This is a genomic window from Legionella sp. km772 (assembly GCF_003989735.1).
In the GTDB taxonomy this organism is placed as follows: domain Bacteria; phylum Pseudomonadota; class Gammaproteobacteria; order Legionellales; family Legionellaceae; genus Legionella.
Window position 1 is genome coordinate 1 of the sequence record NZ_RZGQ01000076.1, and the last position, 14,829, is coordinate 14,829.

A 14,829-nucleotide genomic window follows, 5' to 3' on the forward strand; every position below is an offset into this window, starting at 1 on the left:
AAACTCATTTAAATCACTTTGCTATTAAGTACAAATTGATTCTTAGAGCGAACCAGATTGCTTGGCAGGAGCTTAAAAATATGGCAGCTTAAAATTGACCGTGCGTAACATGAGTTATTATCTGTCTATTTTTGCGGGTAAACAACCTGGTAAACGTATTTAAATTGACCCAACAGCTTTCTTCTTGGGTCAAAAAAGCTGATTAAAATTTGCTTTATGGTGTTTTTTATTTGAATAAAAATAATAAATTGTAATTTTTTGTTTAATTAGTCCTCTTTGAGGGATATATAAATGTATTTGGTTTAACGGGAGATTCACAGCACCTTTCATTTAGGTTAATTCCATGGAAATGAATGTTTAAGCAGTCCTTGCATGAGCGAGAAGTTAAAAATTTTATAACCTTATTTGAGGAAGTTTTTAGTACTCAGGTCTCAAGCAGATGATAACTTTATTGTTGTTGCCCCTAATCTATCTGGTCCAAAGCGGATTTGCTCCTAAAGGTTCCCTGTGTTTGGGGGACAAGTAAACTATAAGGAGTAAAAATTAAATGACCTCGCTTAGATGCATTTACTAAACTCGATTTACTGTTCATTTGGATCGTCAGGTGCATCTAAAATAACGCGTGTTCCTTTCATCCCATTACCAGGTAGATCTACAAATTCCTCATTAAGCCAACGCGCGTCTTCAATAAACATACGCACGCAACCATGGCTAGCTCTATATCCAGGGACCTCATAACTGCCATGGAGTGCAAATCCTCTGAAAAAATGCATGCAATAGGGCATAACTGCTCCACCACTTTCTCCATTGGCCCTACGTGGAAATACTGTTGAGACACAATCTATGTCTTGTTTGCGGATGATCCGAAAAGAACCTGTTGGTGTGGCACAGCCACCGGTGACATTGCAACGACCAATGCCTGAAGAAATGGGCCCCCACCATAACAATTCGCCATCCTGATCATAAGCACCCCAAGCTAATTTTTTTTGGCTGACATAAATGGTTTTTTCACCGTCTGATTCAATATACCGAGGGAAGGGAGAAACGTCATAAATAGTTAAGCGCTCAATATTTTTAGGGACGGCTATGGTCATGCCAGGTTTTAAGCTGATGTTCATGCGATTAATCCGCCGGACAATATCTTGCTCCTCTTCATTGGGAAATAAACGTTCCCAACTATCGCCACTTTTAATTTTCATACAGAAATATTCTGGCAGATTACATAAAGACTCACCGAAGCGCTCTTGAGAAAAAGCAATTGTTGTACTCAATAAAAAGACCATAAATGCTATTTTGATTATTATTTTTTTCATAATGACTCCTGATTTAGTCATTTAAATCAGTTAAGAGACACAGCAAAATCTTTATTTTAAGTATAGTATAAATAGAAAAAATGGGAGTAAAATTAGCTTGGTTTAATCGATTGCCAAACTTCCTGTAATTGTCCTAATAATTCATTGGTTTTAACCAGCAAGCTAACGTCTTGTTTTATGGTGCTTTGGACAATAAGGCTTTCAATTTGGTTATAAAATTTAAGCAGGTTTTGAGCAACCTCACCGCCTTGTTGTATATTGAGCGATCTTCTTAATTCATTAATAATGTTTAAAGTTTTCGAAATATGCTCGCTGGCGGCTTTATGTTGTTCTGCTTGCATACAGCCTATGGCTCCAGCGACATGAGTACGCGCGCCTTGAAATAATAAATTGATTAGCTCATGGGGTGAGGCTGCGTCAATGCGGGTCTGTAAATCCACCAACTTATACTTATCGGTTATTTTTTTATATGGATTATTCATTTTAGCCTCTTAGAGCTTAGCTAACTGCTTTTGCTCGCTTGTTGGGTAAGGAAATCGCTGGTGCTTTTTAATTTACCTATCAGTGTATCAAGGGCGCTAAATTGTGCCATGTATTTATTAGTAAGCATTGTTTTCTCATTGGTAATTCTATCTTGTTGAGCACCTAATAATTGAACCTGTTGATTAAGTAATTCAGTTCTTTGGGCAAATTGGCCACTACCCGCACTGTTATAATTATCAATCAAATCATTTAATTTGGTTGCTATACCACCAGAATAGTTTGATTTTATAAATAAACCACTAATATCTTTATAATTCTTTGTTAAAGCATCATCCAAAGTACTTTGGTTAAGCTGCAGTAAGCCATTATTATCAAGCGTAATTCCTAAATCACCAAGACTGTAAATCGAACTGGAGGGGTCATTATTGGTGGTATTTAAAATACTTGATAAACTAAGTTTTAAAGATCTTATTTGTGGGTCAAATTGTAAAGGAGCTGCTTTTTTATTGGCGCTATCGTAATTAGTTAACCCGTTTATGAGAGTGGCGTTTGCATTATATTTAGTAATAAAATCATTGATTGCGTCAGAGACTTTTTTAGTATCATCGTCAACAGTCAGTGTTATATTCTTCCCTACTTCTGCTTTTTGTAAACTAATATTAAGTCCACTAATCGTATCATTAAGCTGATTAGTGTCATTGCTCACTAATAGGCCGTTGATTTTTACTAAACTATTTTGCGCTTTAACTGTTTCTGTGAGGGCAGGGTTATTTGCAGGATCATAATTTAAAGCAGTCAAACTCCCAGAGATCTGCATGGCATACTGCTCACCCGTTTTATTTGAAGTAAGGGTTAATCTAGAGCCCTTGCTATCAGTTACAATACTTGCGGTGACGTCCGTTGAGGCGGCATTAATTGCGTTTTTCACGTCGTTGAGACTATCACTACCAGTAATATTGATATTTAGAGCAGGATTAGTAAAATTTGGATTGGCAGTAAAAACATTATTTTCATCATAGCTACCAAAGTTAATAACTACAGTTCCAGTACCCAAATGATTAGGATCTGCTACATAGCCGGTAGCTAAGCTTTGTGCTTGCGCTAACTGTTTAACTTCTACTTGATAGCTACCTTTTGATGCCGTATTTGAAGAGGAAATATCCGCGCTAAAATATCCTGTATCACTAAGAGTGGTTTTTAATGAGTACATATTACTGATATTGGATAAATTAGCTAATGAATCTTGTAGGGAGGCTAAGGAACTTTTTATTTTTCCTAAATTAGATATGGTGGAGTTGGCTATGCTTAACGCATTATCATGTGCGTTTTGCTTGGGTGAAATGACCGCATTGACCAATGCAGGCACCAGGGTATTTACATCTAAACCTGAGCCTATACCTGCGGATGAGACTGTTGCCATGATATTTTCCTCTAATTGGAGCTTAAGTTTCCTTCTTTACCGAGCCGCTGATTATTTCATCCATTACATGTAACATATGCAAATATTCATCAGAGGGCATTTTTCTGATAATTTTATCAGTAATTTTATCTGCCGTGATACTTTGTAATAAACCAGTTGCCTTATCTAAAGCAAATTTCGTTTCTGTATTTAATAATGATGTAGAGTCTTCATTACTGCTCTTCGTTTTTTTATCCTCATCATCATTCTTAGCCGTTTTTTTCACTTCATCAACTGCTAATTTCTGAGTATTAACCTTAATACTCTCCTTAGCAATTTGATTTCCTTGTGGTATAGAGTCTATGTTCATTTTTAACTCCTACATATCCGATTTATTTACTATAAAACAGGATATGAAATAATTATAGTACAGCATTAGCTGTACTATAATTGGATTTTTTCTCAATCTTATCGACCATTTAGTAAACTTAAGGCGATTTGAGGTTGAGAGTTTGCCTGACTTAGAATTGAAACAGCAGCTTGTTGTTTAATTTGGAACAGGGTCAAGTTTGCAGTTTCTTGCGCTACGTCAATGTCCATAATGGAACTTCTACTTTGTGAAAGAGCATTAATTTTTAAGCCGATACTTACTATATCACTATTGAGCACGCTTTGTTGCGCACCAACTTTTGCTCTATTACTACTTAAGATATCTACGGCTGCTTTTAGCTTAACCACTAAGCTTACAGCGTTAGATACAGTAGTTGAAGAAGAAATTGAAATCCCTGAAATTGATAAAGCATCGAGTTTTGCAGAATCAAGTTTAATTGTTTCTTTATCAGTTGCTGATGCACCAAGTTGTATAATTATATTGGAAGCAGTGCCATCTAATAATTTAGTACCGTTAAAGGAAGTATTGTCGCCTATTGCACCAAGAGCGGTTAGTACTTTACCAAATTCTGAACCTATGTTACCCCGTTGAGAACTGCTAACTGTACCGTTTGATGCTTGTTGTGCTAAAACCAAAAGACGTTGAGCCATGTCAGTCATTGAGGATAAAGCACCGTCAGCAACATTTAATAAGTTGATACCGTCTTGAGCATTATTTAAGCCTTGTGAGCTAATGTTGATGTCAGCGGTAAAGCCTTGGGCGATTGCCAAACCTGCAGCATTATCGCTCGCGGTATTAATTTTTAAGCCAGTAGATAAACGAGTCATTGTGTTAGATAAATTATTCGTCGTTTTGTTTAAGTTATATTGTGCATTAAGCGATAATATATTGCTGTTGATATTTAAAGCCATGATTGCAGTCTCCTCAGACCTGATCCCGTTTTTTCGAGATTTTTAATATTTAGTAAATTCATTTTTTATTTTGTGAATTCACTGTGCCCATCTTTGTTATCGGAGTGCTATTAGGAAACTTTAGAGCTGTAGCTCATTTTTTTTTAAAATGTGAAATTATATTAAATAAACATAAGATTATTTATTTTTCTGTGTATAATATTCTTTTTCATTAATTAGCAGGGTTCTTGTTTATGAGTTGGTTTAAAAAATTATTACCATCAAGAATTAGAACAGAAACTTCTCAAAAAAAGGGAGTTCCTGAAGGATTATGGGTTAAATGCTCTGGATGCAATGAAGTGCTATACAGCACTGAATTAACCAAAAATTTGATGGTTTGTCCTTCTTGTAATTTTCACCATCGTATTTCGGCGCGGGATAGAATTGCCCAATTTTTAGATGATTCTGGGCAAGAAGAAATTGCAGCGTCTTTAGAACCAATCGACCGTTTAAAATTTAGAGATTCTAAAAAATATAAAGATCGCATCAATCAAGCTCAAAAGGCAACTGGCGAAAAAGAAGCACTAATCGTAGTTAAAGGCATGTTAAATCAACAACCTATTGTAGTAAGTTCTTTTGAGTTTAGCTTTATGGGTGGATCAATGGGGGCAACAGTAGGGGAAAAATTTGTTCGCGCCATTGATGTAGCTACGCAAGAAAAGCGTGCTTACATTTGTTTTACTGCTAGTGGTGGCGCGCGCATGCAAGAGGGGCTTTTTTCCTTAATGCAGATGGCAAAAACCTCAGCAGCTTTAGCTAAATTTGCTGAAACCGGTTTGCCTTTTATTGTAGTTTTAACCGATCCCACTATGGGCGGAGTTTCAGCTAGTTTCGCAAGCCTTGGGGATGTGATTATTGCCGAACCCAATGCGCTGATAGGTTTTGCCGGCCCCCGCGTTATTGAGCAAACAGTAAGACAAACCTTACCAGAGGGTTTTCAACGTAGTGAATTTTTATTAGAACATGGTCACATAGATATGATTGTGCGCCGTCAAGATTTACGCGCTACCGTATCCGAGCTGGTTTCTAAATTGATGTCTAGTGGAAGTGGGCATGGATTCAAACAAGTTTCTAGCTAATCAAACCCTTAATGAATGGCTAAACTATTTAGAAAAAAATAGTCCCTCCCATAAAATCCAATTAGGATTAGAGCGGATTGCACAAGTAGCTAAGCGGCTCAATGTGCACTGCTCTAATGCTAAAGTCATTACCATAGCAGGCACTAATGGAAAAGGTTCCACCGTGAATGCCTTAGAGTGTATTTATCATAGTGCTGGTTATAAAGTTGGATCATATACTTCTCCCCATTTAATTTATTTTAATGAGCGAATTAAAATAAATTTAACAGCTATAAGTGATGAGGCGCTGTGTGAGATTTTTAGTTTAATTGAGACAGCGCGAGGTTTAATTGAATTAACCTATTTTGAGGTAGCGACTCTTGCGGCTTTAGTTTATTTCAGCCAACAACAAGTTGATGTGATCCTATTAGAAGTGGGGCTTGGCGGACGGCTCGATGCAACCAATATTATTGATAGTGATTTAGCTATCATTACAACTATTGACTATGATCATCAAGAGTATTTAGGGACTACCCTTAATCAAATAGCTTATGAAAAAGCCGGGATTTTACGTCAAGGTAAACCCTTTGTTTATGCCGATAATGACCCTCCTTTAAGTATTTTAACTGTTGCAGAAAATTTGGCCACTCGAACTTTTTTATATGGGAGAGATTTTAATTTTTCTGACCCGGATGATGGAAGCTGGTGTTTTTGCACTGCAAACACGCAAATTAAAAACCTAAAAAAGCCTTTAATTCAGCTCAAATCTGCATCTGCTGCAATAATGGCGTGCAAAGTTTTAGAATCCACACTTCCTCTACCAAGAGAGGCTATCGCTCAAGCAATGAATCGTATTTTTGTACCTGGGCGTTTACAGGTTCAAAACATAGAAGAAAAATCCTTATGTATTTTATATGATGTTTCTCATAATGCACAATCAGTTCAGTTATTGGCAAAAACAATCCGTAATTATCCACAAAAAGGACGCATTCATGCAGTATTTTCGGCTTTAAAATATAAAGATATTTTAGGATTAATTAATTCTATAAAAGATTGTATTGATCATTGGTATCTTGCACAATTAGATAATCCGCGAGGGGCTGATGCTGAGTATTTATTGTCCATGGCTAAAAAAGCAGAAATTTTGGCAGAAATTTGTTATACTAGCCCACTTGTTGCCTTTGAAGAAGCAATGACCCAAGCTAAGGCTGAGGATTTAATAGTGGTATTTGGCTCGTTTTTTACTGTTAGTCAAGTCATGTCTTCTCAACATAAACTCTTGAAGGAAAGGGGATGCTATGAAACTGGTTATTGATGAGAAATTAAAGCACCGTTTAATTGGTGTAGCTGTTATTATCTCTTTAGGGGCAATTTTTGCTCCAGCAATGATGAAAAAATCAAACCAAAATATAGAAAATAACTACAGTGTTCGGGTAAAGCTACCCTCGAAACCTGCAGAGCCTAATGTCGCTATTGCTGACGAAAAGGAAGTATTTAAAACTATTAAAATTGCAAAAGTTGAAATACCACCCGTGAGTGCTGAAAGCCAATTACCCGAGTTAGCAAAAGCGGAGGTCATTCACTCCGATGTAGAGACAGCTCACGAATCAGCCTCTCTTGAACAGCCCCGGGATGATTCAAGTTTAGAGTCAGTGCAATTAGCATTAAATAGAGCTGCGCAGAATACGGTAAAGCATGCCTCTCAAGTTGCTAGTACAGCCAATACTAAAGTAGTATCTAAACCAACAGTTGTTGCGGCAAATAAAACGGTAAAACAAGTGAAAAAGCCAACAGTGGTTGCTGTAAAAGCTAGAGCTAAACCCCAACCAGTCAAAGTTGCTAACCGCACAATTGCCAAAAAGCCCATGACACGTTCTGATGTTTATGCCGTACAATTAGCTTCATTCTCTCGTTTATCCAATGCGCAAGCCTTGGTCAGTAGATTACGTACTAAAGGTTATAAAGCTAATTTTATTAAAGTAGCCAGCAAACAGGGCGTTAGTTATAAGGTATTTGCGGGTCATTCACCAAGAAAAGATGATGTTATTAGATTAAAATCACAATTAGCAAGCGCCATGCAGTTAAATGGTTTTGTAGTCAATACTGGAGTTAGTTAATCATGCATCTGCATTGGGTTGATATAGCAATTATTGTCGTAATTGGTTTATCTGTATTAACTGGGCTATTTAGAGGTTTTGTTAAAGAGCTCATTGCCCTTTGTGCTTGGGGGTTAGCTATTTGGTTTGGTTTTAAATATTCGCAATCCTTAGATCCTTGGTTGACTCCTTACATTCAAGAACAATCCATACGTTCAGCGGCTGCATTCATTATCATATTATTTGCTACTTTGTTAGCTGGAGGAATAGTGAATGCCGTTTTAAGCTTTATTCTAAAACGCTCTGGTCTAAATGGAACTGATAGAACTTTAGGAATGGGCTTTGGGTTCATTCGAGGTGTTTTTATTGTTGCTTTACTCATGGTCGCAGTAAAAATGACTTCTTTACCTTACGAGCAATACGCCCATGAGTCAAAGCTATACACGCGTTTTGATCCGGTAGTCGCAGTCATTTATGAGCATCTGCCTGCAGTAATAAAACAAGTGAAGACAGTGGATACAACCGAAAATGTTATTGATACTCAGAAAGATGTAACACTCTTAGTAAATGGTTAAGCTTCAAGCCTGAGACCTTGATGACGCTTCGCGAAATCAGGTCTCTAAAACTATCATCCCTAAGTCAGCTCGGAAAATCCCTTTGCACACCTCGCCACAGCAAGGTACTCTGAAGGACATTTTTAAAAGATAGATTAACTATATAGTTTCTGCTGTTTAATATAATTAGCCACTTCTTCTGGTAACTGCTTATCGACAATACACTTTTTTTTCAGTGCAGCTCTAATTTCTGTAGAAGAGATCGGATAATTTCCTGCATTGAATTGATAAATAACTCCCGCTGGTTGGTAAAGTGGGAATTTCTTATCGTTAACTTGGTGTTTTTTAAGTAGTTCATTATTAATAGTTGAGGATGGTTCAGCAAGCGCTGCCTCTCTATTAATCACTAATATATTGGCAAGTTCTATTATTTTTTCCCATTGATACCATTTAGGTAAAGAAAGAAAGGCATCAAAACCTAAAATTAAGGTGATGGACGCATAAGGGTAGTCTTTTCTCAGACTTTTTAAGGTTTCCACCATATAAGAGGGAGTATCGCGTTTTATTTCTCTTAAGTCTATTTCAAATTGATTATAATTTTTTAGAGCTAAGCGAAGCATATGGATTCTTTGCTCGGTGCTGGCCGTACTAGCTGGCTTTATTGCGGGTACTTTACATGGAATAAAACGATAAGAGCTAAATTGAAACGACTTCTGAATGGCAAGACTCGTTAGAATGTGGCCATTATGTATTGGATCAAAAGTCCCACCAAAAATCGCTATAGAGTGCATAGTTCACCTTGACCTGAGCATAAAGAAAGAATAACACGTTCTAAGCTATTCCAGGTTTGAGTATTTAAATTAGATTTGATTTGTTCATCGATATACAGCGAGTAACGGAGTAGTTCTCTTAAGAAGTCAGATGAAAGTCGCTTTAAAGCATGTTGAAATAAACCATATCGCTGCGGCCAAATCTTTAATTGGGCACAGGCTGTTTTAAAGTCAATTGATTGCTTCATTAAATAGTTCAATTGCAATATAAGTCTAATTTCTTGGGCTAGCATCCATAAAATCAAAGTGGGTTCAGTCTTATTCTCAGCTGTGTGTCTTAAAATTTGAATGCTTTTATCAGCTTGGCCTAATAAACAAGCATCCACGAGTTCAAATAAATTGTGCTCACATTGATTAAAGACATGCTCCAAAGCCTCTTTGCTGGAAACATGTCCGGGAGTAGAAAAACTAAGGCTAATTTTTTCAATAACCTGGGCGCAGGCAAGCATATTCCCTTGTGTATACTGTTGGATTAGAGCAGGGACATTAGCCTCATAACTAAGCGAGTGCTTCTTCAGTTGCTCTTTTATCCATTGGCTCATCGCCTCTGTATTTAAAGCATAATGTACTATCAACAAGGCATCATTGAGGGGAGTAAGCCACTGGAGTTGTTTAGTTGGGATATGGGGCGTCCGAATTATAAGAAAACATCGTGAATTAATGTTTTTCAAGTACTCATTAATTATTTTTTTTCCGGTACTGTCTAAGGTTTTTTTATCATAGAAAATAGTTAAAAGAGTGTAATCAGAAAATAATGAATAATTATTCGCTTCTTCGGGAATAGCAAGCCAATCTGCTGGGTTTTGTATGGAAATGATTTTTTCGTCGCAGGTATACTGATTTTTAATATGATTTTTTATAATTTTTAAGCTTTCTTCAAGAAGATAGGGATCCTGGCCTGCTAGCCAGTAAAGGGCAAAGGATTTTTTTTGTAAATGTTGTAACAAATAATTGTGTTTAATTTGCATAGTCCAGATCCTTATAACGGTCTCGTTTTTGAGAATCTACTGTTTACTTAAACGATTTATAATCTGAACTACCGTATCTTGTCGCATTTCATTGATTAAAATAGCTTCTTCTTCATTAGAACCAAGTATTCTATCATTATTAGAAGTAAATTGCCGGCTAACCACTACGTTTCTTGCCGCTTTTATTATTTGACCATCCCGAGCTTTTAAAGAAAAGTTAGTGGTCATTAATAATTGATACTGTCGTGGGTTAGTGCTAGCACCGATACTAATAATTTGTTGCTTTACAGTAGAGTAATTAATAATAATCCAATATTTTGCTTGGCTAGGATCATCTATTACTTTAATTTTATAACTATCTAATTGGGCTTTAAGTAAGTCAGCTAATTCTTTTTGCTCTTCTTTAGCTATAACACTAACCTGCTCGAGCCAAGTAGGAACATCAATCATTCCTCTTAAATGAAAGCCGCACGCGCAAAGAAATACGGCTAACATAAAGGGAATAAGCTTTTTCATTATCCGACAACCAGATTAATTAACTGTCGATGCGTCACTACAATAGCTTTTTTGACTGTTTTACCCGCTATAAAGTCTTCTGCGTGTTGTTTAGCTAATTCAATTAACTCACTATCATTAAGGTCTACGCTTGCGGTAAATTGCCCACGTAATTTTCCATTGACTTGTACCACATAATCAACCTCTTCCGTCTTCAAAGCATTTTTATCTACTTTGGGCCAAGGTGCATCGATTATAGCTTTATCAAACCCTAAGTGTTGCCATAAATAATGACAAATGTGGGGTGTTATGGGGGCTAGAAGTCTTAGTAATATACTCATGCTTGAGTGAAGAAAATATTTGTCTTCTTCCGTATGCAATTCGTAACTTGAGAGTTCGTTAAATAATTTCATGCAACCAGAAACAACAGTATTAAACTGATTTCTATCATAATCATGACTTGCTTGAGCTAAAATTTGATGAACGGTAAAACGCGATTTTTTTAATCTGCTTTCTACTTGCTGCCAATTTATATGGCCATTACCACTTAGTATAATATCATTTAGCTCGACGAAAAGATTGGTATGTTGATGCGCAAAATTCCAAACTCGCTTTAGAAAACGATGAGCGCCTTCTACTGCAGTATCAGACCACTCTAGAGATTGCTCGGGTGGTGCTGCAAACATGACAAAAAGACGAGCAGTATCTGCACCATAAGTATTAATTAAATGGTTTGGATCCACAACATTTCCAACCGATTTGGACATTTTATGACCGTCTTTTAATACCATTCCTTGTGTTAATAAAGCTTTAAAGGGCTCATCTGAATTTACTAAGCCTTCATCACGCATTAACTTATGGAAAAAACGGGAATAAAGAAGGTGCATTACCGCATGCTCGATGCCACCGATATATTGGTCTACTGGCGTCCAATATTTAGCCCTATCATCAAGCATGGCGTTTTCTTGTCCTTTACACGCAAAACGGGCGTAATACCATGAAGACTCAACGAAGGTATCAAAAGTATCCGTTTCACGAGTAGCATCTTGACCGCATTTAGGGCAAGAGATGTGCACGAACTCAGCGCATTGCGCAAGGGGTGACCCGCTACCTGTGAAACTTACATTTTCGGGTAGGACTACTGGCAAATCCTCATCTGGAACAGGAACAATACCGCATTGTTCACAGAAGATCATCGGAATAGGGGTGCCCCAATACCGTTGTCTGGAAACTCCCCAATCCCTTAGTCGATAGTTGATTGTGGCCTTACCTGCATCGTTTTCTTCGATATATTCAGTAATGGCTTCCATCGCTTGGGTTGAGGATAGATTATCAAAAGCTCCGGAGTTAATTAAAGTCCCTTCATTGAGGTAGGCCGATTGAGTAAAATCATGTTTTACTCCTTGCTCAGGCTTGATCACTTCAATAAGTGGAAGTTTATACTTTTTCGCAAACTCCCAATCTCTTTGATCATGAGCCGGGACCGACATAACGGCTCCAGAACCATATTGCATTAAAACGAAATTGGCCACCCAAATAGGAATTTCTTTCTTAGTTATAGGATGAATTGCAAACATTCCTGTGGCAACACCCCGTTTTTCCATAGTTGCTAATTCAGCTTCAGCCATCTTAGTGCCTTGGCAACTATCTAAAAATGCTTGTACCTCTTTATTGTTTGCGGCGGCTTCTTTCGCTAGAGGATGGTCTACCGCAACAGCTAAATAGGTAGCTCCCATTAAGGTATCTGGACGAGTGGTGTATATTTTTAATTTTTTTGGGTAATTAGGAACGGTGAAATAAATTTCCGTTCCCACCGAACGTCCAATCCAATTTCTTTGCATTTGTTTAACTTGAGAGGGCCACTCATCCAATTCATCTAAAGAATTAAGTAGCTCATCAGCATAGGCGGTGATTTTTATAAACCATTGAGAAATTTCTTTTCGTTCTACAAGGGCTCCAGATCGCCACCCACGGCCATCAACAACTTGCTCATTCGCTAAAACAGTTTGATCGACCGGATCCCAATTCACAACGGCATTTTTTTTATAGACCAGACCTTTTTCAAACAAGCGAATAAAAAACCATTGCTCCCAGCGATAATATTCGGGATCACAAGTTGTTATTTCTCGTCGCCAATCGTAGGCATTGCCTAAACGAAGAAATTGCTCTTTCATGGCGGCAATATTTTTTCTTGTCCATTCAGCAGGAGGAATACCGTTTTTAATCGCCGCGTTTTCTGCTGGTAAGCCAAAAGCATCCCAACCGATAGGTTGCAGCACGTTTTTTCCTAAAGCTCGTTGGTAACGGCTAATTACATCCCCAATCGTATAATTACGTACATGTCCCATGTGAAGCGTTCCACTAGGGTAGGGAAACATTGATAAACAATAGAATTTTTCTTTGTTTAAATCTTCTGCAACATTAAACGATTGCTTTTTTTGCCAATATTGCTGAGCTTGTTCTTCAACTTCTTGGGGTTTATAAATAGTGTCCATAGACCAATTTATTAAGTGGCTTGAACGGCTAAGGATACCCCCTCTTGTGCTCGCCAGCAATAGGTTAATGTGATTGAAATGCTTTAAGTCTTAAAAAAAATAAGAAAAGTAATATTATTAGACAAAAAATTAAGGCTGGATAGTCACTCCAAATTATCCAAGGCGTACTTCCAGTGCTGGCGAAAATAGTACTTTGTAATAGGCCTGAGCTAAATGGAGGAAGACTGTCGATTATTTCGCCACGCTCATTAATTACCGAAGATAAGCCATCATTATTTGCAAGTACTTGATACCGGCCTGTCACCAAAGATAAAATTTGCGCCATTTGCAACTGTTGGTAACTGGCAAGAGAGTGCCCAAACCAGCCATTATCACTAATTGAAATAATCCACTCAGCCAGAGGCATTTGTTGTCTTGCTAAATTAGGGTAGGCAATTTCATAACAAATTAAGCTTGCAATTGGATGTTTATTAATTTTAATCAATGATTGAACCCTTTTTCCCGGGGCAATATTAGGTGGGGGTATCCCAAGCCATTGAGTAAGTTTCTCAAATGGTTGTGGAATATACTCACCAAAAGGTACAAGTTGATTTTTGCGATGAGTCCCTTTGCCCTTACCAAGGCTTATAACGGCGTTATAAAAACTACTTTCACTATCATCAGTAGCTTGTAAGATACCTAAAACAAGAGCGCTATGGGCTGCAGAAGCTTTTTGATGTAGTTTTATTAAATACTCATTCAAATAACTGGCTGGAAGGGGGATAGCTGATTCGGGTAAAATAATTAAGTTCTTTCCTAAAAGGGTATTAATGTTCTTTTCATAATATTTAAGTAAATTCCAAAATAAAGCATCATCCCATTTATCTCTCATTGCAAGATTCGCTTGGACGACCCCCACCGAAATGGGCTCTTTTTTTAATTCTGTCCAATGGGCATTTTTAAATAATGCAGGCGTAATTAGGATAAAGACAAACGATATAATATAACAATAACGTTTGAGGGACTCCTCTCTAATTGCCTCCGCTAATAACGTACACGCGAAAACGGATAATAAACTTACTCCATAAACACCAACAATGGGGAAAAAGCTATGCATGGGGGTATCGATTTGCGTTGTTCCAATAAGAAGCCATGGAAAGCCTGTAAATAAATTAGCGCGTAAGAACTCACTTAAACACCATAATGCGCTAAATAATAAGGCATTTCCCAAGGGGGCATGGTCTAAGGCAAGCCTTTTGAAGGAATAGCTTACTAACATTGGGTATAAGGAGAGGTAAAAAATAAAACCTAAAGTCGTCAAACCTGAAAGAAAATAATTTAAATTGCCGTAATCATGAATACTAATAATGACCCAGGAAACACCTAGACCAAAGTAACCCAATCCATAAAAAAATCCTAAAAAGGAGACCCTTTTTACTGAATGATGGCGGAGTAAATGGTAAAAACTTACCATGCTTATAATAGCCATTCCCGGGAGGTGAAAGGGCGCAAAACCTAATGGCCCGAGTAAACCTGAAAAAAATGCAAATAGATAAGCAGAATATTTAGAGCTGATAAAAGCGCTGAAATAGAAAGGGTTATTCAAAACGGCAGGTTTCATCGATTATTTATGAGTATCTATAAAGTACACAAGATAAAGGAGTATCAGCTCTAGGTCAAGAAATCTCTGGTACAGTGGCAGGGCCACCTCATGAAAAAAATCTAGCTTAAATCGGTAAATAATGAGAGGCTAGCTTCATTTAAATGGATATAGGAATGAAGCTGGAAGAAGGATTTTTAGATTTTTTTATTTCACTT

General features: G+C 37.3%; 14 protein-coding genes. 4 read left to right on the forward strand and 10 right to left on the reverse strand.

The window, feature by feature from the left end; all coding sequences use genetic code 11:
• Positions 1–581: 581 nt before the first annotated feature.
• The 5 genes from ELY15_RS09020 to ELY15_RS09040 form a co-directional block, all read right to left on the reverse strand.
• Positions 582–1,283 carry a L,D-transpeptidase gene (locus tag ELY15_RS09020; protein WP_233586588.1) on the reverse strand — a complete coding sequence of 234 codons (702 nt, stop codon included), beginning with the start codon at positions 1,281–1,283 and terminating at the stop codon, positions 582–584.
• 122 nt (positions 1,284–1,405) lie between these two features.
• Positions 1,406–1,795: a flagellar export chaperone FliS gene (gene fliS / locus ELY15_RS09025; protein ID WP_127099342.1), complete on the reverse strand. Its 390-nt coding sequence runs from the start codon at positions 1,793–1,795 to the stop codon at positions 1,406–1,408.
• 20 nt (positions 1,796–1,815) lie between these two features.
• Positions 1,816–3,216, reverse strand: coding sequence for a flagellar filament capping protein FliD (fliD, locus tag ELY15_RS09030; RefSeq protein ID WP_127099343.1), 1,401 nt, complete (start codon positions 3,214–3,216; stop codon positions 1,816–1,818).
• A gap of 22 nt (positions 3,217–3,238) precedes the next feature.
• Entirely contained in the window at positions 3,239–3,565 is a 327-nt protein-coding gene (locus ELY15_RS09035) for a flagellar protein FlaG (protein ID WP_127099344.1), read from the reverse strand.
• 98 nt (positions 3,566–3,663) lie between these two features.
• A complete protein-coding gene (locus ELY15_RS09040; protein ID WP_127099345.1) occupies positions 3,664–4,497 on the reverse strand; it encodes a flagellin in 834 nt (277 codons plus the stop codon).
• 233 nt (positions 4,498–4,730) lie between these two features.
• Between ELY15_RS09040 and accD the strand changes: the two genes are divergently transcribed.
• The 4 genes from accD to ELY15_RS09060 are packed head-to-tail and all read left to right on the forward strand — an operon-like array spanning position 4,731 to position 8,265.
• A complete protein-coding gene (gene accD / locus ELY15_RS09045) occupies positions 4,731–5,615 on the forward strand; it encodes an acetyl-CoA carboxylase, carboxyltransferase subunit beta (RefSeq protein ID WP_127099346.1) in 885 nt (294 codons plus the stop codon).
• Positions 5,590–6,909 carry a bifunctional tetrahydrofolate synthase/dihydrofolate synthase gene (folC, locus tag ELY15_RS09050; RefSeq protein WP_127099347.1) on the forward strand — a complete coding sequence of 440 codons (1,320 nt, stop codon included), beginning with the start codon at positions 5,590–5,592 and terminating at the stop codon, positions 6,907–6,909. Before accD ends, folC begins: the two co-directional genes overlap by 26 nt.
• The gene (locus tag ELY15_RS09055) at positions 6,893–7,711 is read left to right on the forward strand and encodes an SPOR domain-containing protein (RefSeq protein WP_127099348.1); all 819 of its coding nucleotides are present in this window, start codon (positions 6,893–6,895) and stop codon (positions 7,709–7,711) included. The genes folC and ELY15_RS09055 overlap by 17 nt, the downstream gene beginning before the upstream one ends.
• Positions 7,712–7,713: 2 nt before the next feature.
• Positions 7,714–8,265 (forward strand): CvpA family protein, encoded by a 552-nt coding sequence (locus ELY15_RS09060; protein ID WP_127099349.1) that lies wholly within the window; start codon positions 7,714–7,716, stop codon positions 8,263–8,265.
• A 134-nt stretch (positions 8,266–8,399) separates the two neighbouring features.
• Here ELY15_RS09060 and nadD read toward each other — a convergent pair whose 3' ends face one another.
• The 5 genes from nadD to lnt all read right to left on the reverse strand — a co-directional run bounded on the left by nadD (position 8,400) and on the right by lnt (position 14,632).
• Positions 8,400–9,035: a nicotinate-nucleotide adenylyltransferase gene (gene nadD / locus ELY15_RS09065; protein ID WP_127099350.1), complete on the reverse strand. Its 636-nt coding sequence runs from the start codon at positions 9,033–9,035 to the stop codon at positions 8,400–8,402.
• The gene (gene holA / locus ELY15_RS09070; RefSeq protein WP_127099351.1) at positions 9,023–10,042 is read right to left on the reverse strand and encodes a DNA polymerase III subunit delta; all 1,020 of its coding nucleotides are present in this window, start codon (positions 10,040–10,042) and stop codon (positions 9,023–9,025) included. The genes nadD and holA overlap by 13 nt, the downstream gene beginning before the upstream one ends.
• 36 nt (positions 10,043–10,078) lie before the next feature.
• Positions 10,079–10,558: an LPS assembly lipoprotein LptE gene (gene lptE, locus ELY15_RS09075; protein WP_233586587.1), complete on the reverse strand. Its 480-nt coding sequence runs from the start codon at positions 10,556–10,558 to the stop codon at positions 10,079–10,081.
• Positions 10,558–13,032 (reverse strand): leucine--tRNA ligase, encoded by a 2,475-nt coding sequence (gene leuS, locus ELY15_RS09080; RefSeq protein WP_127099352.1) that lies wholly within the window; start codon positions 13,030–13,032, stop codon positions 10,558–10,560. Before leuS ends, lptE begins: the two co-directional genes overlap by 1 nt.
• A 64-nt stretch (positions 13,033–13,096) precedes the next feature.
• Entirely contained in the window at positions 13,097–14,632 is a 1,536-nt protein-coding gene (lnt, locus tag ELY15_RS09085; RefSeq protein WP_127099353.1) for an apolipoprotein N-acyltransferase, read from the reverse strand.
• Positions 14,633–14,829: the final 197 nt, after the last annotated feature.

Coding starts and splice junctions, on each gene's coding strand:
- ELY15_RS09020 (WP_233586588.1), bottom strand. CDS start 1,283: ATGGTCTTTTTATTGAGTACAACAATTGCTTTTTCTCAAGAGCGCTTC.
- fliS (WP_127099342.1), bottom strand. CDS start 1,795: ATGAATAATCCATATAAAAAAATAACCGATAAGTATAAGTTGGTGGAT.
- fliD (WP_127099343.1), bottom strand. CDS start 3,216: ATGGCAACAGTCTCATCCGCAGGTATAGGCTCAGGTTTAGATGTAAAT.
- ELY15_RS09035 (WP_127099344.1), bottom strand. CDS start 3,565: ATGAACATAGACTCTATACCACAAGGAAATCAAATTGCTAAGGAGAGT.
- ELY15_RS09040 (WP_127099345.1), bottom strand. CDS start 4,497: ATGGCTTTAAATATCAACAGCAATATATTATCGCTTAATGCACAATAT.
- accD (WP_127099346.1), top strand. CDS start 4,731: ATGAGTTGGTTTAAAAAATTATTACCATCAAGAATTAGAACAGAAACT.
- folC (WP_127099347.1), top strand. CDS start 5,590: ATGGATTCAAACAAGTTTCTAGCTAATCAAACCCTTAATGAATGGCTA.
- ELY15_RS09055 (WP_127099348.1), top strand. CDS start 6,893: ATGAAACTGGTTATTGATGAGAAATTAAAGCACCGTTTAATTGGTGTA.
- ELY15_RS09060 (WP_127099349.1), top strand. CDS start 7,714: ATGCATCTGCATTGGGTTGATATAGCAATTATTGTCGTAATTGGTTTA.
- nadD (WP_127099350.1), bottom strand. CDS start 9,035: ATGCACTCTATAGCGATTTTTGGTGGGACTTTTGATCCAATACATAAT.
- holA (WP_127099351.1), bottom strand. CDS start 10,042: ATGCAAATTAAACACAATTATTTGTTACAACATTTACAAAAAAAATCC.
- lptE (WP_233586587.1), bottom strand. CDS start 10,558: ATGAAAAAGCTTATTCCCTTTATGTTAGCCGTATTTCTTTGCGCGTGC.
- leuS (WP_127099352.1), bottom strand. CDS start 13,032: ATGGACACTATTTATAAACCCCAAGAAGTTGAAGAACAAGCTCAGCAA.
- lnt (WP_127099353.1), bottom strand. CDS start 14,632: ATGAAACCTGCCGTTTTGAATAACCCTTTCTATTTCAGCGCTTTTATC.